Annotated in this window: 27 protein-coding genes; 11 read left to right on the forward strand and 16 right to left on the reverse strand. The window is 37.8% G+C overall.

Annotated elements, in window-relative coordinates:
- Positions 1–4: 4 nt before the first annotated feature.
- The 6 genes from ACYQ3A_RS05595 to ACYQ3A_RS05620 form a co-directional block, all read right to left on the reverse strand.
- Positions 5–154, reverse strand: coding sequence for a hypothetical protein (locus ACYQ3A_RS05595; protein WP_459896171.1), 150 nt, complete (start codon positions 152–154; stop codon positions 5–7).
- Positions 155–305: 151 nt separating this feature from the next.
- Positions 306–2,057 carry a flagellin N-terminal helical domain-containing protein gene (locus tag ACYQ3A_RS05600; protein ID WP_459896172.1) on the reverse strand — a complete coding sequence of 584 codons (1,752 nt, stop codon included), beginning with the start codon at positions 2,055–2,057 and terminating at the stop codon, positions 306–308.
- Positions 2,058–2,113: 56 nt separating this feature from the next.
- Positions 2,114–2,398, reverse strand: a complete 285-nt coding sequence (locus ACYQ3A_RS05605) for a hypothetical protein (RefSeq protein ID WP_459896173.1) — start codon at positions 2,396–2,398, stop codon at positions 2,114–2,116.
- Between the two features lie 30 nt (positions 2,399–2,428).
- Positions 2,429–3,223 (reverse strand): hypothetical protein, encoded by a 795-nt coding sequence (locus ACYQ3A_RS05610; protein WP_459896174.1) that lies wholly within the window; start codon positions 3,221–3,223, stop codon positions 2,429–2,431.
- 81 nt (positions 3,224–3,304) lie between these two features.
- Positions 3,305–4,963: a hypothetical protein gene (locus ACYQ3A_RS05615; RefSeq protein ID WP_459896175.1), complete on the reverse strand. Its 1,659-nt coding sequence runs from the start codon at positions 4,961–4,963 to the stop codon at positions 3,305–3,307.
- A 151-nt stretch (positions 4,964–5,114) separates the two neighbouring features.
- On the reverse strand, positions 5,115–5,426 hold the full coding sequence (locus tag ACYQ3A_RS05620) for a zinc ribbon domain-containing protein (RefSeq protein WP_459896177.1): 312 nt from the start codon (positions 5,424–5,426) through the stop codon (positions 5,115–5,117).
- Between ACYQ3A_RS05620 and ACYQ3A_RS05625 the strand changes: the two genes are divergently transcribed.
- Complete coding sequence (locus ACYQ3A_RS05625; RefSeq protein WP_459896178.1) at positions 5,417–6,601, forward strand: IS256 family transposase; 1,185 nt, start codon at positions 5,417–5,419, stop codon at positions 6,599–6,601. The two genes, ACYQ3A_RS05620 and ACYQ3A_RS05625, sit on opposite strands and share 10 nt — an antisense overlap.
- Here the strand turns inward: ACYQ3A_RS05625 and ACYQ3A_RS05630 are convergent.
- The 10 genes from ACYQ3A_RS05630 to ACYQ3A_RS05675 form a co-directional block, all read right to left on the reverse strand.
- Positions 6,565–7,110, reverse strand: coding sequence for an IS256 family transposase (locus tag ACYQ3A_RS05630; RefSeq protein ID WP_459896180.1), 546 nt, complete (start codon positions 7,108–7,110; stop codon positions 6,565–6,567). The two genes, ACYQ3A_RS05625 and ACYQ3A_RS05630, sit on opposite strands and share 37 nt — an antisense overlap.
- A 340-nt stretch (positions 7,111–7,450) precedes the next feature.
- Positions 7,451–9,298: a flagellin gene (locus ACYQ3A_RS05635; protein ID WP_459896181.1), complete on the reverse strand. Its 1,848-nt coding sequence runs from the start codon at positions 9,296–9,298 to the stop codon at positions 7,451–7,453.
- 15 nt (positions 9,299–9,313) lie between these two features.
- Positions 9,314–10,690, reverse strand: a complete 1,377-nt coding sequence (flgK, locus tag ACYQ3A_RS05640; protein WP_459896182.1) for a flagellar hook-associated protein FlgK — start codon at positions 10,688–10,690, stop codon at positions 9,314–9,316.
- Positions 10,687–10,950: a hypothetical protein gene (locus ACYQ3A_RS05645; protein WP_459896183.1), complete on the reverse strand. Its 264-nt coding sequence runs from the start codon at positions 10,948–10,950 to the stop codon at positions 10,687–10,689. The genes flgK and ACYQ3A_RS05645 overlap by 4 nt, the downstream gene beginning before the upstream one ends.
- Positions 10,943–11,203, reverse strand: a complete 261-nt coding sequence (locus tag ACYQ3A_RS05650) for a flagellar biosynthesis anti-sigma factor FlgM (protein WP_459896184.1) — start codon at positions 11,201–11,203, stop codon at positions 10,943–10,945. Before ACYQ3A_RS05650 ends, ACYQ3A_RS05645 begins: the two co-directional genes overlap by 8 nt.
- A 179-nt stretch (positions 11,204–11,382) precedes the next feature.
- A complete protein-coding gene (gene flgB, locus ACYQ3A_RS05655; RefSeq protein ID WP_459896185.1) occupies positions 11,383–11,808 on the reverse strand; it encodes a flagellar basal body rod protein FlgB in 426 nt (141 codons plus the stop codon).
- 222 nt (positions 11,809–12,030) lie between these two features.
- Positions 12,031–12,612, reverse strand: coding sequence for a GGDEF domain-containing protein (locus ACYQ3A_RS05660; protein WP_459896186.1), 582 nt, complete (start codon positions 12,610–12,612; stop codon positions 12,031–12,033).
- Complete coding sequence (locus ACYQ3A_RS05665; RefSeq protein ID WP_459896187.1) at positions 12,612–13,679, reverse strand: FIST signal transduction protein; 1,068 nt, start codon at positions 13,677–13,679, stop codon at positions 12,612–12,614. The genes ACYQ3A_RS05660 and ACYQ3A_RS05665 overlap by 1 nt, the downstream gene beginning before the upstream one ends.
- Positions 13,680–13,822: 143 nt before the next feature.
- Positions 13,823–14,365, reverse strand: coding sequence for a FlgO family outer membrane protein (locus ACYQ3A_RS05670; protein ID WP_459896189.1), 543 nt, complete (start codon positions 14,363–14,365; stop codon positions 13,823–13,825).
- Positions 14,365–14,964 (reverse strand): FlgO family outer membrane protein, encoded by a 600-nt coding sequence (locus tag ACYQ3A_RS05675; protein ID WP_459896190.1) that lies wholly within the window; start codon positions 14,962–14,964, stop codon positions 14,365–14,367. The genes ACYQ3A_RS05670 and ACYQ3A_RS05675 overlap by 1 nt, the downstream gene beginning before the upstream one ends.
- Before the next feature lie 428 nt (positions 14,965–15,392).
- Between ACYQ3A_RS05675 and flhB the strand changes: the two genes are divergently transcribed.
- The 10 genes from flhB to ACYQ3A_RS05725 all read left to right on the forward strand — a co-directional run bounded on the left by flhB (position 15,393) and on the right by ACYQ3A_RS05725 (position 23,053).
- The gene (gene flhB / locus ACYQ3A_RS05680; RefSeq protein WP_459896191.1) at positions 15,393–16,448 is read left to right on the forward strand and encodes a flagellar biosynthesis protein FlhB; all 1,056 of its coding nucleotides are present in this window, start codon (positions 15,393–15,395) and stop codon (positions 16,446–16,448) included.
- A 32-nt stretch (positions 16,449–16,480) separates the two neighbouring features.
- The gene (fliN, locus tag ACYQ3A_RS05685) at positions 16,481–16,735 is read left to right on the forward strand and encodes a flagellar motor switch protein FliN (protein WP_459896192.1); all 255 of its coding nucleotides are present in this window, start codon (positions 16,481–16,483) and stop codon (positions 16,733–16,735) included.
- Entirely contained in the window at positions 16,728–16,973 is a 246-nt protein-coding gene (locus ACYQ3A_RS05690) for a hypothetical protein (protein ID WP_459896193.1), read from the forward strand. Before fliN ends, ACYQ3A_RS05690 begins: the two co-directional genes overlap by 8 nt.
- 84 nt (positions 16,974–17,057) lie before the next feature.
- On the forward strand, positions 17,058–17,333 hold the full coding sequence (locus ACYQ3A_RS05695; RefSeq protein ID WP_459896194.1) for a rod-binding protein: 276 nt from the start codon (positions 17,058–17,060) through the stop codon (positions 17,331–17,333).
- A gap of 4 nt (positions 17,334–17,337) precedes the next feature.
- Positions 17,338–18,423 carry a FliM/FliN family flagellar motor switch protein gene (locus ACYQ3A_RS05700; RefSeq protein ID WP_459896195.1) on the forward strand — a complete coding sequence of 362 codons (1,086 nt, stop codon included), beginning with the start codon at positions 17,338–17,340 and terminating at the stop codon, positions 18,421–18,423.
- Positions 18,410–18,820: a flagellar basal body rod protein FlgC gene (gene flgC / locus ACYQ3A_RS05705; RefSeq protein WP_459896196.1), complete on the forward strand. Its 411-nt coding sequence runs from the start codon at positions 18,410–18,412 to the stop codon at positions 18,818–18,820. The genes ACYQ3A_RS05700 and flgC overlap by 14 nt, the downstream gene beginning before the upstream one ends.
- A gap of 62 nt (positions 18,821–18,882) precedes the next feature.
- On the forward strand, positions 18,883–19,179 hold the full coding sequence (fliE, locus tag ACYQ3A_RS05710; protein WP_459896197.1) for a flagellar hook-basal body complex protein FliE: 297 nt from the start codon (positions 18,883–18,885) through the stop codon (positions 19,177–19,179).
- Between the two features lie 3 nt (positions 19,180–19,182).
- Complete coding sequence (gene fliF / locus ACYQ3A_RS05715; RefSeq protein ID WP_459896198.1) at positions 19,183–20,940, forward strand: flagellar basal-body MS-ring/collar protein FliF; 1,758 nt, start codon at positions 19,183–19,185, stop codon at positions 20,938–20,940.
- Positions 20,925–22,070, forward strand: coding sequence for an HD-GYP domain-containing protein (locus tag ACYQ3A_RS05720; RefSeq protein WP_459896199.1), 1,146 nt, complete (start codon positions 20,925–20,927; stop codon positions 22,068–22,070). The genes fliF and ACYQ3A_RS05720 overlap by 16 nt, the downstream gene beginning before the upstream one ends.
- Positions 22,067–23,053 (forward strand): FliG C-terminal domain-containing protein, encoded by a 987-nt coding sequence (locus ACYQ3A_RS05725; protein WP_459896200.1) that lies wholly within the window; start codon positions 22,067–22,069, stop codon positions 23,051–23,053. The genes ACYQ3A_RS05720 and ACYQ3A_RS05725 overlap by 4 nt, the downstream gene beginning before the upstream one ends.
- Positions 23,054–23,089 lie beyond the last annotated feature (36 nt).

A 23,089-nucleotide genomic window follows, 5' to 3' on the forward strand; every position in this document is an offset into this window, starting at 1 on the left:
TAGTTCAGCTAACAGCCTTTTGTTCTTTGGCTTTTTCTTCAATTGTCTTTAAACCACTTTCCACAGTTGTTTTAGCAACTTTTCTTGCTTTTCCCTTGTTTCCTGTTATTTCTTCTACAAATTTTAACTTTTTAAAAGAAAGAACGTAAACCATTGTTCCTCCGTGAAGCGTAATGTGAGATGCGTGATGATTTGTCCGTTTCGCGTTACTCATCTTGCATTTTGCATCTCATATTTCTAATAAAAAAGGGGGCATAAAGCCCCCTTGTCTTTCGTTTTTTGTTTTGCGTCTCACATTACGCCAATTACCTGAGAAGCTGTGTAATGAGCTGAGCCATCTGACGCTTCTGAGCGAGCATGTTAACACCAGCCTGCTGGACGATTTGCTGCTTGGTCAGTTTAGCAAGCTCTTCTGCATAGTCTGTTTCTGTGAGCTGGCTAACCTGAGCTTCCACCTTGTTGGATTCAACCTGTCTGTTGGAGATGAGATATTCAGCTTGCTTCTGGTATGCAGCAAGAATTCCTCTCATTTCATCAATCTGCTGGATTGCTGCTTCAATGATTACTTTTGCATCTCCAGCCTGCTCCATTCCAAGGACGTTTACAGTGTTAAGGTTTGTGTTAATTGCTGTTTCCTCGGTTTTTCCTCTGAAGCCTGTAATATTCGCAGTGGCATCACTATCAGCAGCACTATCGTAAACTAAGAACATTTCTTCAAATCTAGACATGTCTATTGCATTTCCAGTAGCGTCGTAAATTAGCTCCTGCCATGCACCGTCGTTGTAGTCAGCCCTATTACCCATAGCGTTGACGAAGTTAAGTGTTGAGTTTGGAAGGAGCTGCATTGCTTCTTGTTTAAGAGTTCCCCAGGCTACATTACCTGCTGAATCTTTTGTTGCTACTCCAAACATGGCTCCCAGAGCCGTATTTACTGCAGTGGAGTCTCCCATTCCTTTACCGGCAAGGTCAAACTCGTTTGGAACGTTGATGTAGAACTTGACTTTAAGTAATCCTGCAGTTGCAACAGAAGAAGCCGAAGCAACTGCCCAATCTGCACCTAAGGAAGCGATTGACGTTGCCCTCAGATATGTTAAATTCTGACTTTCAAGAACAACCTGAACTGAAGCGTTTCCTCCAAATGCATATTCAAGAGCTTTCTCAAGAATATCAATTCTGTTAATTCCGGTGCTCTCCTTGACTGTTGGGTCAACAGCCTTTGCAGCTTCAAAGAGGTCTATACCGTTGATAATCACGTCACCTTTTCTGATTACTCCAACAAAACCGCCAGTACTTGTAATTTCTCCTGCTACTGAATCATAAATCTGCTCTCCACTAGAGAGGGTAACGTTATCAGATGTTGAGTTATTTCCATCTGTTACCAATCCTACAATTTGTGTTGTCAATTTATATCCATCACTCGCTACAATTCCTTCTGCGTCAAAACTACCAGCACTTACAAGGATAAATGTGTTAAATTCATATTGTTTGACCTTTCCAACGTTGTAGGACTTTGGAGCAAGACCTAAGTCCCACGTCATTGAGTTTTCTCTTCCAGCAGCAAACCTGAAGTTCCTGTAACGAAACGTATTCATTCCTGCAGCGTTTCCTGTATCAAGGTACATAAAGCCTTCATCAAATACTTTCCAGCCCTTGAACTGAGTCTGTTCCACGATTCTCTCGTAAGCCATCAGGTTGGCTTCAAGTTCGTTCTGAGCCATACCGTTCTCTGACGGATTGTCAATTCCTGTAAGTCTGTCAACTGTCTGCTTCATGTCAAAGAGAATTTCCTGGAGCTTGTCAAGGGCATTTTCTGCTGTTTTTGTGAAGGAGATGAATTCTTTGAGATTTTCAATAGCCTCGTCTGTTCCTACTTTCCAGGACTGAAGGACGTCAGCGATAGCTTTCCCGGACATATCGTCCTTCATGTCGTTGACTTTTGAACCTGTAGAAAGGTTCTCCATAGTCTTGTCGAGCTTTTTCTGAATAGAGAAGAGGTTGTTCTGGAGCGCCCCGTACTCTGAACTGTAACCAATAGCAAAGCTCATGTTGGGTATCATGATTACACCTCCTTTTGATTTGATTTTTCTTAAATATCGTAGGGACTAAAAAAAAATTAAGCTTCTTTCTTCTTCTCTTCTGCTTCTTGTGGTGGCTTAGCTTCTATTTTTAGCTCTTTTGTCAGTCTTTCAAGGTTTTCAAGAAGTTCCTTGTTGAACCTGTCGAACATTTCTTTTACTTCTTTCTGAAGCTTCTCATTGTCAAGCTTTTCTCCCTGCGTGTAAGCAAGAATCTGCCTCAGAACAAGCCAGTTCTCAAGAGATATTCTGTAGGAGAGAAAACTTTTACCGTAAATCTCTCCTAAGAATGCTGTTAGATCCATGTAGAGCTTTTTGGACATCCTGCACCTCCTTCCTCTGGTATTTTTTTATTACCCGCTGCTTGTGCTTATTTCAACTTCTGGGATAGAAATTGTAATAGTAACAGATACGTTTATTAATTCAAATATGCTGTCAAGTATCGCTTCTACATCAGGAAGTTCTGGAATTTCTATTTGTGGAATTTCAACGTTTACTTCAGGGACAGAGAACTTAGGAACTGCAATTTCCCCTATGTTTATCTGAGGCGGTTGTGGGATTTTTATTTCCGGTAGAGGTATTTTTACCTCTGGAAGTTCAATTTTAGGAACTTCTGGAATCTCAACAGAGATTTTAGGAACTTCCACTTTAACTTTTGGAACTTCTATTTCGGGGACCTCAACCTGGGGAACTTCAACAGATACTTCTGGAATCTCCACTTTTGGAATTTGTGGAGAGGGAGGTTGTGGAATTTGGGGAGAAACTTTTGGTATAGTTATGGAAGGAACAGTTGGTTGTGGAATTTCAGCTGGGAGAGATATTTGTGGTTCTTCAGGTGTAGGGATGCTTGGTTCTGTTTCAGGAATTTCTGGTGGTGTTACTGTTGGTATTTGGAGAATGGAAATTGCTGGTTCTTCAGGAATGGTTACTGTAACTTCTGGAAAGGAAGGAATAGCTGATAACTGTGGTTCTGCTGGAACCGGTAAAGATGGTTCCTTCACTTCTACTGTTGGAACAGCTGGTTTAACTTCGGGTTCTTCGGACTCAATTTCAGGGATAGAAACATTTGAAACTTGAGGAACTTCTGGTAAATTGAGTTGGATTTTATAGGAAGTGTAAAGAATGGTTGGCTGGATCTGAAATGCCATGATTGATCCCCCGTTGTATTCTAAAAAAAAGCTCCTCCGAGCGGAGGAGCTTTTGATACCATTTTCTACTATTACTTACACTTAGATAGCATTGGCATCTATAACGCTTACATTTGTTGGAACACTTATTTCAACTGTTCCACTTGGAAGCTCAACTGGAAGGCTTCCGTAAACCATGTTAAGGTAAGCAACCGTGTCAAGGACAGGAACTTCTACAGAAATATTTCCGTTTGGCGTTGAGATGGTAGTTGTGTTGTAGCTGACAACTCCGGGGATAGGTATAAGTGTTCCTATGGTTAATCCACTACCACCAGTTCCTCCTCCACCAGCTTCTTCAGTCTGGACTTCAGGAACAATAACTTCAAGTTGGGCTGGGAATTCTTCTGCTGCGAGGGGTGTCCAGTATTCCTTGTCCGTCTCACCCTCTGCAAGGTTTACAGTATAAGGGTTACCTCCTATCCACTGAGGGAGTTCGCCATTTGCAGAGTGGAGAACGAGCTGATAGTTCTCAACATCTCCACCATCAGCAGTTGCTTCAAACCATACAGTCTTGTTACCCGTTGGAACCTGCTTTTCGACTTCGGTAACGAAGTTAATGTCAGAGACCAGAGCAGAGGTATTGTAAATGGTGTCTCCTGTATCCTGAGCAGTAATCTTCAGAGTTACGGTCTGCCCTGCAAGAGCCTGAAGCTGGTCAGCTCCGAGTTCTATCTTATGCCATCCGATGGCATAGGTAGTATTATCTCCTCCAGGGAAGTTGTAATTAACCTTTTCAACCCACTCAGAAGCATTGATGGACTCCTGAGCAAGTGTATCTATTACCTCACCATTTTCATCAAGAAGCTGAATTGTTACCTTATCGTTGAACTGGCTTCCTACCCACTCCATTGGCTCTTCAGAAACTACATTGTAGTAGAAAGATACAGATTTGGCGTTTTCCGGAACTGTCAGTGTAATTTCCGCTGAAGACTTAGAAATCTTGGCGTCGTCACTCCATCCTCCAGTCAAAGCACCAGAATTAACTGCCAAAAACTTCTCTCCAACTGGTGGCTCGATGTTGCCTAAGTTCTCAACGAGATTTACAGAACCATTCTTCTTTATAGTTGCAAAGTTCTCGTCATTCATTTTAAATGCACTTACTTCTTCTTCTGTGATTGTTTGCATTACATCTTCATACCATACCTTAATGTTGAGGTTACCTACTGTAATCTCTTCAGGGTTTTCAGCAGTTGCGGTTTCAGGAATTTCAAATGTTGTTGATACTGGAACTGTTTCTGGTGGAGCTGTGTTTCCAGTTGGAGCACTAGAAGATGTAGGAGCGGTTGGAGACGCTACGTTAACGTTTGGAATATTAATCTGAGGAATGTTGACTTGTGGAATTTCAACTTCTGGAATTGTGATTTGAGGGATTGAAACGTTGATTTCCGGAACAGCAACCTCAGGAACGTTGACTTCTGGAATAGCAATTTGAGGAATAGTTACCTGGGGAATCTCAATTTCTGGAACGGAAACTTCTGGAACATTAACAGTGGGGACGGAAATTTCTGGAACGGAAACTTCTGGAACATTAACAGTTGGAGTTGCAACTTGTGGAACAGAAACTTCGGGTACTGATACGTTGACTTCTACTGTTGGGACAGTTACTTCTGGTGTTGTTACCTGAGGTACCTGAATCTGAGGTATCTGTACTTGAGGTGGTTGAATCTGTGGAACTTGGATAGGTGGGATTTTGATAGCCATCGCTACCTCCATTTATTATGGTTTCTACTTACACATATCGTTTGGAGAAAGGGAAAATTAAGCCGGTTTGTCTCACATTTTGAAGAGTTTAATTGAATGTTGCAATCTTTCAAAGTGAACTACTCCTCATTGAAATGAGGAGTTTCCCGCTTCAACGAGTGCAACCGCACTCTCCACGGGCGTTAGTTCGGGGCGTTCCACCCCTACCGCTCGTAAGGTGAGCGACTCCTTGAGTTTTTTTCATTCCTTCTTTTAGAAGATTAATTGTCGAATTGTAATCCCTATCGTGCTTTGTTCCACAATTTGGGTACACCCATTCCCTATCAGAGAGTTTAAGATTCTCGTTCTTATATCCACATACAGAACAGAGCTTCGACGACGGGTAGGGTGTTATCCTAAAAAGTGTGTCCTCCCTGCTAGGGAGGACAAAAATTCCAAATAGGAGGTGAACACATGAAAACACTAAACAACCCAATCATAAGAGACCTACTCCAAAAAGCCCTCACAGCAAAATCGCACGAAGAGATGGTCTCCTACCTCCTAAACCTCCTCGCTCTCGTAGAAAGAAACATTTACCTTCAAAACACTCCAGACGATAAAGGAAACGGATTCAGACATAGAAAACTCCACGCAGGTTCTCAGACCTACAACCTCTCAATTCCACGAACAAGAATGGGAGTTTTCCGTCCATCTTTCCTGCCCGAAAAGTGGAAAAGATGTGTTCCCTCTGATTTTACCAACCTTGCATACTCCCTGATACTTTCTTCAAAATCCATAGAAGCTGCAAAGAGAGCAATAAGAGATTTAGACCTTCCAGTTAGTGAGGAATACTTTGAAAGAGTCTTACAAGAGCTTCAGAAGGAATTTAAAGCCTTAAACAATTCTCCTCTTCCTCCTGATTGGTTTTCTCTCTCTCTTGATGCAAAGCATACATCTGTCATGGTTGATGGAGTAATCACACCTTACACAGTTTACATAATTGTTGGAACTTCCCTTGATGGAGAGAGAAAAGTCCTTGTCTCAATGATAAAAGAGGGAAACGAGAACTTGCAAGGTTGGAAAGATGTCCTAAAGAACCTTCTTTCAAGGGGCATAAGAAGGGTTTTAGTAGTTACCCACGATGACTATCCTGGTCTTTCTGGAGTTGTTGAGAGCTACTTTCCCAAGACAGATGTCCAGCTTTGTATTGTTCACTTTGTGAGGAATCTCAAAAAACACCTGACTCCTGAAAGTTTTAGGAAAGCCAAGGAGTTCCTTGATTCCATTAAGAGTGCGGTTTCTTATGAGCATGGATTAACGCTTTTTGAGGAGATGTTGGAAATAATGAGAAAGGGGAATCCTTCCTACGTTCAGGAAGTTGAGAGGAAAAAGGTTTATTACCTGTCGTTTCTTAAGTACCCTAAGGAGTTGAGGAAGTCCTTGTATTCAACAAATCTTGTCGAAAGTGTTAACAGGAAGATTGAGGATGCTGAACAGATGAGTGGTGGGTATTTCCACTCTATCAGGAATCTTGAAGTTAGGTTGTCTCTCATTTTTAAAGAACTCCATTCCGGTAAGTGGAACAGGAAAATACCTGTTGTTGTTAAGGTTAAACATTTTCTCTATGTCCTGTTTGAAGAGAGGTTTGGAGATGGGTAAAGACACACTTTTCTTGACAAGCGCCCCTTAGGATACTTTGATCCCCACTTCTCTTTGAACTTCTCAAAACCCCTCAAAGCCTCCTCTTCCGTAGAAGCTTGATATATCCTCTTTAACTCCTTCGCTATCTTCTTCCTGTCTTTAGCTCTTACCTTGTTCAGAGTATTTCTCACCTTGTGAACCACACAGGATTGAAAATCAGCCTTAGGAAAGTACTCCTTTATCCTTTCCTCAAGTCCAGTAACTCCATCAGCTACGAAAAGGAGAACTTCTCTCACACCACGGTCATAAAGCCTCTTTATCATTTCCAGCCAGCTCTCAGCTCCTTCCGAAGGATTAACTTCAAAATCAAGTATTTCTCTGTATCCTTCCTCATCTATACCAAGAGCAAAAAGAACAACTTCTTTCTCAACAGTATCTCTCCTGACAGATAGCCACATTCCGTCAAGCATTATGACTGAGTATCTCCTTTTGAGCTTTCTTTGTTTCCACTTGTTTATCTCTTCCAAGGTACCTTAATGGCTTACACAAAATTCTTGACACAACCATGGTGAAACCAGAGCATAGAGTATTCCTTCAATAAGTTCTCAGTGTCCTTCCCAACTTTCACGATCCCTTTGGTAGATACCTTAATACTAAGTGCATAATTACCTCGCCAACTACTCTTCTCTAACGGAAGGAGCTTGTAGCTGATGCACACTGTGGTGGCACCGCTACATTGAGATGGTTGACAATGTCCCACTGGGACGGACATACCGGCCCCAGCTTATGCTGGACAATTATATTTGTTCCTTTGTCCCGAAACCGTTTCTCTCCGCGATAGCAGAGAGTACCTTTGGGGGAAGATAATTACCTCATGAAATCCAGGAGACTTATACTCTGACTTTTTGAAAGAAGTAGAAGGTTCATCTGGTAGATATTTTGATACTTGGTAATGGAAGCCATAGCTTCTGCAAGATCAACGTTTTCAAGTTCGTTATCTATTTCTGTTATTTTAGTTTTCTTCTCATTTACGAGGTTTTCGTAGTATTCAAGTCTAGATAGAGCATTTCCTACCTCTATCCTTTTTGCGTTCAAGGATTGTGAAATTTCGTCAATTCTTCCAATGACATCTGAGATGAAGTCGGAAGGAGTATAGTTGGCGGTATAGTTTCCTGCGAACACCGTATCATCCTGAATTATATTGATAGGTCCGCCGTTTGGGTCTAAGGAGTATAACTTCAAACCGAAATAACCCGGATTTGATAAGGATTCGTAAACTCTTGCTTCGAGTTCAAGTCCATATTCTTTTATTTTTTCGTTCAGATTTTTCAAGAACTCATCAAGATTCCAATCATCTCCAGAGTTGTTAGTTAGTTCAACAGTTGTTCCAGCAAATGAAAATTTGAATGTTTTGCCATTCGCAAGAACAGTTGTTGAAGAGCTGACTGCATTGGTGGAAGTCAGGTTGTAACCGGATTTTGAAAGAACAGCTCCTTCAAGTTCAGATAAAACGTCCCAGAGCTGGGTAATTTCATTGGCAAGAATTACATTTCCTTCTATCCGTGTTGATTCATCCACTTCTGCGTTGAATACTTTGTAGTCCCCAAGATATACAGCTTTACCATCAGGATCATTAATTATGTAAGAAGCATGATTAGTGGAGATTATTCTTCCTCCTTCATCAGTTAGGTTTTCTATTCTTGCTTCTGGATCACCGGATATTATTCTTAGATAAAAACCGCCTTCTTTTGTTCTTGTTATTACTGCTTCAGCTAATATTCCATTTTCTTTTATTTTTTTGTTTAGTTCATCTGCCAGCTCTTTTAGTCCCATGTCTTTCGTGGCAGTAACAGAAATAGTTGTGGTAGTTCCATTTTTGACAAAGTCAAAAGAGAAAGTATCTCCCGTTTGATTTAATTCGTCGTATTCAAGAGCAAGGTGGGGATAATCAGGCGAACCGAGAATAGAACCCAATTCTACATCTTCTGGAGATAATGTCTTTTCACCAGAGCGAATTAAGAGCTTATAGGTTCCATCTCCCTGAGGTGATGCATAAGCAAAAGCAGGGATATTTTTTTCATCGGTCTTGGAGTTAATTACATCTATCACTTCCTGAAGGGTCATATCCTTTAGTGCTTTTACGTAAACTACATCGTTTCCTATCCTAAAAGTTAAAGTGTCTCCTTCTGAAAGTGCTGTATCGTCAAGAGCAACAGAGTTTGTAGAAAGAACGTCAACGTTGTAGTCGTTTGAGAATACTTTTGTTGTTATTCCCTGAGAATATGCAAAGGTAAATGGTTTGACATTTACAGAACTTCCTGAAAATATATACTTACCTGTAAACTGAGCATTGGCATAATCCAGAAGGTTCTTTTTTAAAAGCTTTACTTCTTCAGCAATATTTGCTGCTTCCTCTGGGGTTAAGAGTCCATCACCTCTGATTGCCAGTTGTCTTGCACGGGTGATGATATCTGTGAATATATCTCCCATTACCTTTTCTGAGTATTCTAAGTTTGGCCGGATAAACTTTATGTTGTTTTCGTACTCTTCTAAGGAAATATAACGAAATCGGTTTACGACAACTCTTGCAACATCAAAAGGATTATCTGAAGGTTTTTGAAGTTTTCTGAATGAAGCAGCTTCCATTTGCTTTTTCGCAAGAAGAGTGTTTTTTATGAATTTATTCTCAAGAAAAAGATCTCCTATTCTTGACATCGCCATCTACCTCCATTATCGAATCATGTTAATAACAGTTGTTAAAAGTTCATCTGCTACGGTTATGATTTTTGAAGCTGCTTGAAACTGTTTCTCAAGAACCATTAATTTGGCAAGTTCCTCGTCCTTGTTGACTTCGGAAATGGAAGACTTCTTTTCTTTTAAAGCCGACAAAATAGCATCTGTTACGTTTTTGTTATCTGTTGAGTTCTTGGTATCTACACCGATTTGAGCTGTGAATGCAGCAATGTATTCCGCTGGGGCCATGGAGTTGGAGGCGAAGATTTTCTGGTTCTGAAGTTCATAAATTTGTAGAGCAATATCGTTATTTGCTACAGTATCAGGTAGAGAAGAGGTAGCTATCCTGTTAGGGTTCTCAACAATCTTGCTGTTTACTGCTATATCTCCTGCTCCTGTCCCAGTGAAAAAGTTTATACCTGTGGTTCCTTCTATGCTCCATCCCTGGGAGTGAATATTGTTAACAGAATCCATTATTGTTGATGCAAGATTATCCAAATAGGCTGTGTATTCAGGTATTTTTTGATTATTAATCTCAAGTAAAGCACCAAGCTTGCCTTTTTCTGGGTGGATTTCAACGTATTCTTTGCCTGTGTACCAAAAAACGTGAACACTGCCGATGTTGTCTTCGCTCATCACAATAGGCCATACTGTGTCTGCTGTTACTAAAAGGGAACCGGGAGGTCCATAAACTGTTACTGTTTTATCGGGTTGCTCAATGTAGGTTATATCTATGAGCTGGGCGAGGTCATTAAGAGCTTTTTGTCTTTTATCCTTTAAAACTGCGGCTTCTTTTTCAGGTGTGTCTGTTTTTGATATAGCTTTGTTGTAGTTTGCGATGTCCCGAAGTAGCTTGTTAATTTGGGATATTGTGTAAGTAATATCTTTCTTTGTATCCTTTCTCATGTTCTGAATACCAAGATATCTGTCCTGAATAGCTTTAGCTAAGTCTTCTGCTTTTTGAATAAGGGCTGCTCTTACAGGACTGGGAGCAGTTAGGTCAGCAGGCATTGTTGCTGCTTCGTTTGCAAGGTCGCTCCATGCATTGAAGAAACTCGCCAGCTTTTCCGTTAAACTTCCGTCATTTAATTCATTGGTAATGGTCTCTATGTAGCCCAGATATTGTGATTTACTTGTGTAGTATCCCAAATCTTGACTAACCTGATTGATTTTTTTCTCAAGTATGGGGTCTATTTTTCTGTAAACTCTTGTTATGTTTACTCCTGGATAAGGAACTGTTGCCTCTTTTGAGACAGCCTCTCTTGAATAACCATCTGTTCCTAAGTTCGCAAGGTTTTGATCTACTATGCTCATTTCATACTGGGAAGTGAAAAGTCCTTGTTTTCCTGTATTAAACATTGAAAATATATTCATTCTTCAAGTTCCTCCTTAAGGGTTTCTATAAATTCGAATGTAAGGCGAGCAATTTCATCGTGAAGAGTATAAACTTCCTCTGCAAGAGACTTTATAGAAGGTGAAAGCTTGGTAAGTTCGGAAAGCTTTTCTTCTAATTTTGATAAAACTTCCTCTTCTTTTCGCAAAATAGCTTCTACCTTGAAACCATCGAGTTCCAAAATAGCAGATCTTCTCTCTTCTAAGAGTCTCTTATACTCTAAAAGAAGAGCTTCAATCATTTATTAACTCTTCTATAAGATTCTCTGCGATTGATTTAAGATCGATTTTATAAAGTCCGCTTTCTATGAGGAATTTTATTTCCTTTATTCTTTCTTCTCTTTCTTGAGACGCTGAAGAAATGGAAATTTCTGTAACTACTCCTTCCGTAATCTTGGAAGATTTACTACTACCACCTTTTTTTAGATTTTTGGGAGAAACTTTATCTTCTAAAAAACTTTTATAAACTTCTACCCCGATTCTTCGAATTTCCATGATCCTTATCTCCCTAATTCTGGTTAAAGCCTTCTGTAATTACTAACTTAAAACACTATTTTACAATAACCTATGCTGCCTTTGGAAAGATAACAAGCTAAATTATAATATCGTATGAAAGGAAAAATATTTAAGAGTCTTTCAAGCTGAAAGGAACTCTGAAAAATGAGAATTGTGTTCTAAACCTTTCCAGCTTCGTCTAAGACATATTTGTTAATATATACTTCTTTTGCAAAGAGCTGGGAAAGAGTCTTGTAAAGAAGAGAATCTTTAACCATAATGCCGTATTCTTCTTCAAGGTCAACAAGGTTTTTGTCCATTCCGATGGGAGCTCTATATTTCGGCTCCGGAGAAATCTTCTTAGACAGGTCTTTTATTTCCACATCAGGTGGTTCTTTAATATGCTTCTGGGAAGTGGTTTTAAGGTTTATTTCCTCCTGTAACTCTCCAAGTGCTTTTTGAAACTCTTTCTCAAAAGAAAGCTTAAATGGAGTAAAATTTGGAGTGCTTGCGTTTGCAATATTTCCTGCAACAACTTCCATTCGCTTTTCTCTTAATTTCATTCCTTCAACAAGAGCATCACCGAGAACACCTAAGACCTTCATATCTCCTCTCCAATTAAACTATCCCCTCACTAAACTAAGGGGATTTTGCAATCTCCGTCAAGGAGATTGCGGGGTGGTTTATCACCCCATCCCGTCACAACGGGTATTGTTAAAGTTAAATATTAGAAGAGAGAAGGAAGCTGTCAACTGACTATTTTCTCTTTGAATTAACTGAGCGGTTTCCTCTCTCTTTTGAAAAGAAGAGTTTCTAACCGCTGAATACTACCATGAGATTTTATCTTTACCACTTTTCTTAGCTTCATACATTCTACTATCTGCAATTGTAACAAGACGGTCAAAATCATCTCCATCGTATGGTGAACAACTTACTCCAATACTTGTTGAAATATCAAATTTTTTAAATTTCTCTCTTACTTCTTCTTTAAAGGATAAAAGCCTTCTTTTCAAAGTATTGCTATCTATGTTAGTTAGTACGATAATAAATTCATCACCACCTAATCTTCCGATGATATCATAATCTCGAAAGCTTTCTTTTAAAAAGGATGCAAATTCTTTAAGAATTTCATCTCCTTTCCTATGACCAAAGTTATCATTGACCTGTTTAAAGTTATCAAGATCTATAAATACGACCCATAAATTCTTGTTTTCTCCTCTTTTCAGTTTTTTGATTTCTCTTTCTCCAAGCTCAAACACTGCCTTGTAATTATAAAGTCCTGTTTGAAAATCATGCATTGCCTGGAAAGCAAGTTCTTTAAGCAGTCTTTCTTTCATTTCAAATAGATAGTCGTAACGACGGGTGACTTCTTTAAGAAGATTTTGGAGTATTTTATACTTTGTTTCCATCACCTTTCCCTAATCGCAACTATTAGAGATGTTTGATTATAAAATTTAAGCTTTCTAAAAAGCTTGTCTGGTCCTATTTCTCCAAAAGTAAAGAAACCAAATAAAGGAGCGTTAAAAAGAGAGGAGTAAATTTTTATTTCTTCCTGCTGAAGATTTTCTAGAACATATTGTCTTGCAATACAGGAGAAGTTCAATGCAAGTTCTATCTTATCCATACTATAAGCTATTTTTGACGCTTCTTTTCTATCAGCCGAAATTAAAGATTCTGGATCCCCAAAACTCAATTTAAATTTGCTTCCTTCCTTCACGGGTCCAAAAAATTCGATGAATTCTTTATTTGAAATATCTTTAAAAGTTCTCACTACTGAGACATATCCTTCTTCGTCATCAAGAAGAATAACTGGAAAGTACCATAAATCCCGTACAGTATAGTTGTTAACACCTTTAAGAAGTCTATCTACAAGTTGATAGGCTGAGCTCCTATCTATCTCGTAAACTCTATAATCTTTGGATCTTGTAACGGTGTAAATCTCTCCCACAGATTCAAATCCAAGAGATATCCCGAGTTTGTAATCGACCCCTTCTATAGAAACTATTAAAAAACCATCTTTTATAATATTGCCATTATAAAACTGATAAGTTCGCGCACCAGAAGAAACACCGCCAATAAGAAATGTTTTCTCTCCTTTTTCAGGAAGAGCTTTAGAAAGTTTATCTTCTATAACAAATGCAAGCTTTTGATTACAAAATCCTGCAAATATGAGATTTAAGGCATCTTTTCTTTCTTTCAAAAATTCTACGACATCCTCATAATCTTTTCGTGTATAAACTCCTTCTACCGGTAAAACCTTGATTTTTGCTTTTCTTTCGAACTTTATAAAAAGAGCACTTATTCCGTTATTTACAATTTTAGAATTCTCAAAACTATCAACTGCATGAAATGCTATATACTTTTCCGGAGGAATTTTCAAGATTTTTTCAACTGTATACGTTATATAACTGTCTCTGTATTTAGGAGATACAGCAAACATTGCAAAGTCAAAATCTGTAAAATCTTCATCTTTCAACTTCTTTCTAATCTCTTCAATAGCCGAGAGAAAAGACACTTCAGAAGAACTAACAACCTTTGCTATCATAGCTTAAATCCTAATCATATTAAATGTAGAACTACAATATCGTAAAAGTTTGAAGAGAATTAAGTCTAAAAACTCTATTGAAATATGGTAAATCCTTCTACTTTATAGCTTATCTCTTCATCCACCATTTTATAAACAACACCAGTCTGAATATTTAAGACATGAGAAAACAAATAAAGCCTATTCTGAGATAGATTATAAGTTCCAACTATTGCTATTGTAATGGGCTGCTTGACCTCCTTTAATTCATGGATATTCCTTGTAAGGACTCTAAAACCGTTTTGACCAATTGTAAAATATTTTGAGAATTCAACCTGAACCACTTTTGCATTACAGATTTCACTTAATTTGCTTTTTAAAAGTTCGGAAAGCAAAAGTCCTGATTTTCCAGGTTTTAACGTTTCAAGATCAACAAAATCTGTAACTACAATAGTTCTTCCGGAAGTATATGAACAAAGTTTTGATGCCATATCCGATATAGATTCAGAAAGATTCAAGTTTGGAATTATAGAATCTACAGAAATCTGGGGGGTAAAACGATATTTGTTTACAAATGGATTTGATATGCTACAGCTGGTAAATAAAAGAAGAAATCCCAAAAGGAAAATTCTAAGCATTAATACTCTCCCTTTATTCTTATCGTGCTTCCCGAATCTGATCCATCTGTAAGAAGAGAAGCAACATCTTCAATAGAGAGAATTATTTGACCTGTAGAAACAACTACTCCGTTTTTTACATCTATGATTCTTGCATTGACTATAACCGAATTTGAAGTTATTGCATAGGTTCCAGTAATAACTGAATTAACTCTATAGTAGTTTCGAATGTTTCTAATATCCCTCGTAATGGAGAATTCTCCTTGAGGTTTTACAACTATGTCTTTGGCAAGTCTTATGTCAAATACTTTCCATCCTCTAACTTGAAGTTCATGTATGAGATTTTCGGCAATAAGTCTTCCAAGACTAGAAGTTTCTTTCATGTTGTCGAGATTGACGAATGTGGTTACAACAACAGGTTCATATCTGAACCTATTATCAATATTTCTAACAAGCTGATCTGCAAGGAAAATTACTTTTGAATTAAGATTTCCTTCAGGTGTAATTGACGAAAGAATATCCAAATGCTCTTTTACTTTTACACTTTTTGTAATATTCTGCGAACTTGCGGGAGTCAAAGAAGCCAAAACTATAATTGCTGTCATCAAAAATTCTCTCATAACTACTCCTCCCTAATACTAAAAGATGGAATTCTTTTTTCTTGCTGAGGGATAATAACGATCTTCTTCCTTTCTTTAGTTTTGTAAGTTATGGGAAAACTACAACAGTTGTCATAGGTAACTGAGTAATCTCTGCTTTGCGGACAACTTACGAATTTTTCTGAGCAAATATTTTGAGTTTGTAGTTGGGTTTGAACTTGAGTTGTCTGGCAGGAAGTCGTAAGTGTAAATAAAGCAGCAATTAATCCAAACACATAAACTTTCATTGTGTTCCCCCATTAAACTTAGGATGTGGTATTATATCACAAAGTCAAAGTGAGAGTGAGTGGTGAGAGATGAGAAGAAACAGGAAACAAAAAACAGGTTTCACAACTCACAACTCACAACTTACCACTCACTGTTTACTGATTACTAACTAAGGTGAAAATATGCCAAATACCGATAGTGGTGAAAAGACCGAAAAGGCGACGCCGTATCGGCGGCGGAAAGCAAGAGAACAAGGACAGGTTGCCAAAAGCATAGACGTTAATACGGCTGCTGTAATGTTATTTTTCCTGCTTCTCATTTACTTTAGTGGTCAGTACTTTGGAGGTTTCTTTTTTAGGAACTTTCTCTACCTTCTTGAAAATAGTGCTGAGCTTTCTCCTTTTAAGGCTGGAGCAGACGTTTTTGTTATTTACATAAAAAGTTTTCTCCTTATAGTAGTTCTTTTAATGATAGTTGGGATAGCTGCAAATGTTGGACAATTTGGCTTTATATTCACTCTTCAACCTCTAAAACCAGACCTTAATAAACTGAATCCTGTGGAGGGAATAAAGAGACTCTTTTCTTTGAAAACTATTTTTGAAGCATTTAAAGGAGTTTTAAAGGTAATAGTTGTTGGAATAGTTATTTATCTCATTTTAAAGTCGGACTTTTCAAAGTTTGTGGCCTCTGTCTATTCCGAACCAATGGCGACACTTGTTTTTATAGTTAAAGAATGCATGAAACTTCTTATGTATGCTGTATTGCTTTATATTCTCATTGCAGCTGTTGATTTTGCCTACCAGAAATGGGAATATGAGAAAAAGCTAAGAATGACTAAACAGGAAGTTAAAGAGGAATATAAACAAAGGGAGGGAAGACCAGAAGTAAAAGCAGCTATCAGGAGGAGACAGAGAGAAATAGCGATGAGAAGAATGATGCAGGAAGTTCCCCAAGCCGATGTTGTAATTACAAACCCATCCCATTATGCAGTAGCTTTAAAGTATGAGCCTGAGAAAAGAGATGCACCTTACGTTGTTGCTAAGGGTGTGGACAATGTAGCTAAAAAGATTATTGAGATTGCGAAGGGAAATGACGTTCCAATAGTTGAGAAACCAGAAATTGCACGGGAGCTCTATCGACTTGTTGATATAGATGAGGAGATACCTGAAAAGCTCTACAAAGCAGTAGCGGAAATATTGGCATTCGTGTTTAGAATGAAAAATAGAACTCTGATATAATTTAGATCTCGAGAGAGAATAGGGGGTATATGATGGAAAAAGATAGATTATCCTTAGTGGAAGATATTCCTGTTACTATTTCTGTAGTTTTGGGTAAACTGAAGATGCCTCTTAAAGAAGTTTTAGAACTTGATCAAAATCAGATTATTACTCTCAATAAGTATATCGATGAACCTGTTGACATCTATGTAAATGATAGGTTTTTTGGTTATGGTGAGATAGTTGTTGAAAATAATAGGGTTGGAATTAGAATTCTTTCTATTGCTGATGAGGAGAAAGTTGATTGAATTCTATTTGAAGAGTTTCTTCGTTCTTTTAGCTTTGATACTCCTCCTTTTTGTAGTTAATAAATACATTGAAAGAAAAAGAATATTAGCCTCAAGTGGTATAGAAAATCTTAAGGTTATTCCTATTGGGAGTGGAGAGAAACTTGTTATCTTTACTTACAAAGGTGAAGAGTACATAATCTTTTCAACTTCCCACTCTGCTACCCTGCTCAAATCGGAAAAAAAGAACCAGACTTGAAAATGAGTCTTTTATTGGTTAAAATGCTTCCTAACTTGATAAATATCGTAAATATGTAAAGTTAGTTAAGATTGTGAGGAAAAGATGAGTTCTATATTCTCTATTGGAGAAATATACTCTGTCCTCAATCTTCCAAGTAAGGATAAGCAGCTTGAAAAGGTAGCGGTGGAGTTTGAAGCTATTTTCCTACAAAAAATTCTTTCTGAACTTTCCTCATCAACCGAAAACCCATTTTTCTCTCCTCAGACCCGCTTCTGGGAAAAGATGTACATTATGCAGGTAGGAGAGAAATTAGCTGAATCAGGTGGTGTTGGGTTCAAAAAATATGTGATAAATGCCTATAAAAAGAATCTCAGGTAGAGAGATGATAAACGGGAAAGGGAAAAACGGTAAACTTGTAGATAAGAGTGTTCTTAATGATATTCTTTCAGATGAAGAGCTTCAGACTCTTCTTGAAGAAGCACCTGCTCTTCAGAAAGGTGAGAGTGGTTCAGAAGAAGAAGATCAGAAAGTAGAATCTCCTCAAGAGCAAAAGAGTTTCGAAAAAACAGGAAAGGAGAGCGAGGAAGCTTACTACATTCATACAGACTTTAAATTTGTGGACACATTCACTCTTTCGGTAGTAAATGAGTTTCTATCTCTTGTTTCCTCTATGGTTAATACTACTGTGGACCTCGCCGTAACAAAGATTTCGAAGGAAGAAGTTTTTTCTAAGCAAAATTTACTAATGCTAAAGGGAGAGGTGTCTTTTGTAAATATTCCTAAGACAAACTATCCGATTTTTCTTGTATTCCCAAAGGAACTCTTTCCTCTTATAGTTGATTCTATACTTAGTAGTCCTAAGTTATCCAAGTACCAACCGGAATTTGTGCATAGAATAATTCATTCAGCTGTTGATTGGGATATAGTGAAGTTTTTCTGGGGACAACTCTTTTTTTCCCTACAGGAAACAACTTCAAGAGAATTTGCAAAAGCAAAAGTATCAATAACTGGGAATGAAAATAACAGTGGTGAAGTAGTAGCCTACTCTCTTAAGCATACTTTGTTTCGGGTAGATATGAATTTAAAGCTTCATATCTGGAAGTTTCCAGTATCCTTATTAATAGATTACGATTTTTTGGATGTGTGTGACCTTATATACAGAGAAATTCTGAAGGAAAAAACTCCAAACTGGAAAAGTCTTTTAAAGGAAAAAGTGCTAAGCTCTTCAGTAGAAGTAGAAGCAAAAGTTTTTTATTCGAATTTCACTCTGAGAAAACTTCTTTCTCTAAGGAAGGGGGATGTTCTTAGTTTCTCTCCTGAAAATGTGAGTTTGGTTATAAATGGTGAACCAAGATTTAGAACAAAGCTTGGAACAGTGGAAAATAACATGCTTGCCGTTACCTTGGCAAACGAAGAAGAATCTTCTGAACTTAAAATGAAGGAGGTGGGTAACAATGAGTCTGCTTAAAACGGTTGATATAGCTGTTTCAGGAATGGTAGCGCAAAGACTCCGAATGGAAACAATAGCAAGTAACCTTGCTAACGTTGATTCCACTTCAACACCAGAAGGGGGGTATTACAAGAGAAGAGATGTCCACTTTAAAGCAGTACTTTTAGATACAAAGAACAACGTATATGGAGTGGTAGTGGATAAAGTTGTAAAGGACAATCGCCCTCCCATCATAAAATATGAACCTGAAAATCCCGATGCAGATGAGAATGGCTATGTAAAGTATCCAAATATTGATCCTGCAGAAGAGATGACAAATTTGATTGAAGCAAGCAGAATGTATCAAGCAAATGTAAATGTTGCGAACAATGCTAAGAACCTTGTGAATTTGACCTTAGATATTTTGAGAAGTTAACTAAGGAAGTGACGAGTGACGGGAGATGAGAGATAGGTGACGAGTGAAAAAGGGGGTAGAGTATGGAAATAAGAGGAGTTCAATTCAGGCTTTTGAATGATAGTGTGGGTGATCAGACAGCTAATAATGAAAAAGGAACTAAGAGTTTTACCGAAACTTTAAAGAAAGAATTGGAAGAGCTTAACCGAACTGTTAAAACAGCCGAGATAAAAACGCTTGAGGTTGCAAGTGGAAAAAGTGAAGACATACTTGGAGCAGTTGTTGCAGCAACTGAAGCTGAACTTGCAGTAAAAGCTGCTGTCCAGATAAGAAATAAAGTAATGCAAACTTATCAGACATTTATTCACATGCAGGTGTAATAGATGGCTCCGAATGTCAAAGGAATGTTACAGAGCATAGATAAAGAAAAACTTAGATCCTTTTTTGAGAAACATAAGCACCTTATTATAGGGGGAATAGCTGGTTTTACTATTTTCGCGGCGCTTCTTTTTTATGTCTTTGTTTCATCTCCCTCAAGAGATGAAAAGTTTGTTCCTCTTTTCACAAATCTTAATCCTGCAGCAGTTGAAGAAGTTGTAAAAGAACTTTCAAAGGAGGGGATAAGCTTTAAGGTTTCTTCAGATGGAAAAGTTATCTATGTTCCAAAAGAGCTGGTTTATTCTACTCGAATTGCTCTTGCCTCAAGAGGAATTCCTTCAAGTGGAAAGATAGACTTTGATCTTTTTAAAGAGCCAAAGTTTGGAATGAGTAAATATCAGATGAAAATACTTTATCAGCAGGCTATCGCTAACGAGCTTGCAAAAAGTATAGAAACTTTATCACCTGTAAAGTCTGCGAAAGTTATTGTTTCTTTTCCTGAGGAAACTTCTTTTCTTTCAAATGAAGAACCGAGAGCTTCTGCTGTAGTTGAACTTTATCCAGGGGAAAGACTCACGAAAGAACAAATAAGGGGAATTGTTAATCTATTAGTTAAGTCAATTAAAAATCTCAAACCGGAAAATGTATCTGTAGTTGATCAGTTCGGTAACGATCTTTCTGAAGAAGTCTTTGATGTTTCTTCTTCAGATGAAGTAGAGAAAAACTTAAAGATTAAGAGGAAGGTCGAGAGGGAAATAGAGTCGAAAGTAATGGCAATGCTTGCTAAGGTTTATGGTGCATCCAGAGTTTCTGTAAAAGCTAATGTTGACTTAGACTTTACTCAGGAAGAAGTTGAGGAGCATGTATATGATCCTGACAGAAGTGCAATTGTGAGTGAAAAACGTGAGAAAGAAATTAGCTCCACTTCCCCGTCTCTTGGTGGAATCCCTGGTTCAACATCAAATCTTCCACCTCCTGTAGGAAGAGATTTTGAGATTGCAGGAGAACTTGGCCTTGGAAAAGGAGGAAAAGTAGAAAAGAAGAAATCCATTGTGAACTACAATACAGGGGAAGTAAGGAGAAAAAGGATTTTGAATTCTCCAACGATAAAAAGATTAACTGTTTCTGTTTTAGTTAGCGGTAAATATGTTGTAAAGAATGGAAAGCTAAAATATGTTCCATTAACAGAGGATGAACTTCAAGAAATTGATAAGGCAGTAAAAACAGCTGTTGGGTACAGCCCCTCTCGAGGAGATATAGTAACTGTTGCTTCACTACCATTTGAAAGTGTAGCGGAATCGACGCAGGTGAAAGTTACAGAAGAAGTAACAATTTCAGCTCCGGTTAAAACTCTTTCTGAGAAATTGGGAATTCCTCAATGGGTAATTCTTGCTGCGGTTGGAGTGCTTTTACTGTTATTGGTAATAATCGGCTCCATAATCTTAAAGAAAAGGAAGGAAAAAACTATTGCTACAAAATCTATTGAAGAATTTTTATCAACGCAGATTCCGACTGGAGCACCTGTTGAGCCAGAAGAAGGTATAGAATCTTTCCTTGAAAAAGTTGATACTGAAAAAGTTCCTGTTACTCTCTCAGAACTTGCTAAACTTGTTCCCGGTTTAAAGATAGAAGACCTGAAGTACGAACCCGAAAGTGTTAAGGTTGATAAAACTCTGAATGCAATACTTAAACACATAGAGTCTAAGGTTAAGGAAGATCCGAAGAAAGCAGCGGAGATTATTAGAAGATGGCTGAACAGTTGATTAGAAGTAAGGAAGTATTGTTAAAGGAAGTTTTTGAGGAAATAAATAAACTTGAAAGAGGACAGAAGTGGCTTGAAAATTTCAATGTCTTGTTGAAAGCACTTTCTATCAGAGATTCATATACTGAAGGTCATTCCCGTAGGGTTGCTATTTACTCATACCTTATAGGAAAAGAACTTGGTCTTGATAGAGAAAAATTATCTAAAATTTATATTGGTGCTTTTCTTCATGATATAGGAAAGATAGGGATTCCGGATGCTATTCTTCTGAAACCTACTCCTTTGACCTCTACCGAAAGGAAGCTAGTTGAAAGACATCCTATACTTGGTTACGAGCTTCTGAAAGAATATGATTTTCCCTTTATTCTCAATATTGTATTAAAACATCATGAAAGACTTGATGGAAAGGGATATCCATTAGGGATAGACTATAGAAAGATTCCTTTCACTGTAAGTATTGTAAGTGTTGCAGATGTTTTTGATGCTCTTACGACTGATAGACCGTATAGGAAAGCGCTGTCTCTTGAAGAGACTCTTTCAATCATAGGAAGGGATTCTGGAAAGGCGTTTTATCCTGAGGTTGTGGAAGCTGGAATAAAAGTAATTAAAAGAGTAGGAGTGCTGGATATTTTCCGTGGTTCCCTCCTTACAGAGGATCTGGAGAGATTTCGAAAGGAAGCCTTCTTTACAGATGTTGTAACAGGACTTCCTACTTTTGGTAGATGGAAAGAGAAGTTTACGGTAACTTATAAAGGGACCGATATAGCCTATGTGGCTTTTGATATAAAAGGACTTCTTCTTATCAACCTTGCCCGAGGATGGGAAAAGGGAGATGAGATACTTGGAGACATAGGACACGAGCTTCAAAAAAATAGAATAGGAAATTTCTGCCGATTCACGGGAGGAACTTTCTTAGGAATTGTTTCAAAGAAAGATCTCTCTAAGTTTCGAGAAGTTCTAAATACTATCAGTGTTAAGCATCGTATTACAATTCATGAAGTAACTCTTGAAAGAAAGAGTGTTAGATCAGTAGAAGAGCTTGTTGCTATTCTCATTAAAAAGCTTAAAGAGAAGAAGGAGCTTTCTGTTAAAGGAGGTTTAGAAAAGCTTGTTAGGAGACGATGGAGATGACAAATCTTGAGAAAGCGGCTATTTTGCTTCTATCCTTAGATGAAGAAGTTGCTTTTAAAATAATGGAACATCTTGAGGAAAGTGAAGTCCAAAAGATTGCTTTCCTTATGATGAAAGCCAAGTCTGTACCTCCAAGGTTGATAATGAGGGCTGCTGTAGATTTCCTTAGGCTTTACAATAGACCTTTTGCGAAGACTCCTAGTAAGAAGTTTATACAAAAAGTTCTTGAACTTATCTCAAAAAATGATGAAAACGTTAAGAAAATAGTAGAGAAAACGCTTGCCCTTCAAGATGCCAAGAAGAAACTTTCTGTAGCTAACATAATTGACTCTTCGCTTCTTGTAGAGAACTTTAAGTACGAGCATCCTCAGCTTTTTGCTTTCATCATTTCCATTCTATCAGATAGGAAAGCGATGGAAGTTTTATCTGAGCTTCCTGATGAACAAAAGGTTGACATACTCTTGAGAATTGCTGGAATGGAGAAAATATCTCCAGAAGCGATAAATATTGCAAGCGATTCCTTAGTTGACAATATGAAGCTGATAGAAATAGCAGCTTCAGAGAAAGTTGGAGGTCCTGAAAGAGCAGCAGAAATACTAAGAGCTTTTGGTGGCGAACTATGGAAATTGTTTGAGATGATAAGGGACAAGGAACCAGAACTTGCCCAGAAAATAGAAGATATCCTGTTCCCATTCGAGTCTCTTCTTTATGCTAACAATAGAGGAATTCAGAATATTATTATTTCTGTTGACAGGCAGACTCTTCTTGCAGCACTTTATGGTTCTGATGAATCTTTAAGAGAAAAATTCCTTAGCAATATGCCTCAAGCTATGAGGGCTGCCTTTGAGGAAGATCTCAGTATATCTGAATTCTCACCTACAGACGTAGAAAAGGCAAAAGAGGAGATTGTAAAGAAAGCTAAACAGCTCCTTAAAGAAGGGAAACTTGTAATTAATATAGAATCGGAAGAAGGATCAGTTTAATAGTTGGATAAGTTATTATGTTAACCTAATTCTGAG

It is taken from the genome of Desulfurobacterium crinifex (genome assembly GCF_054656775.1).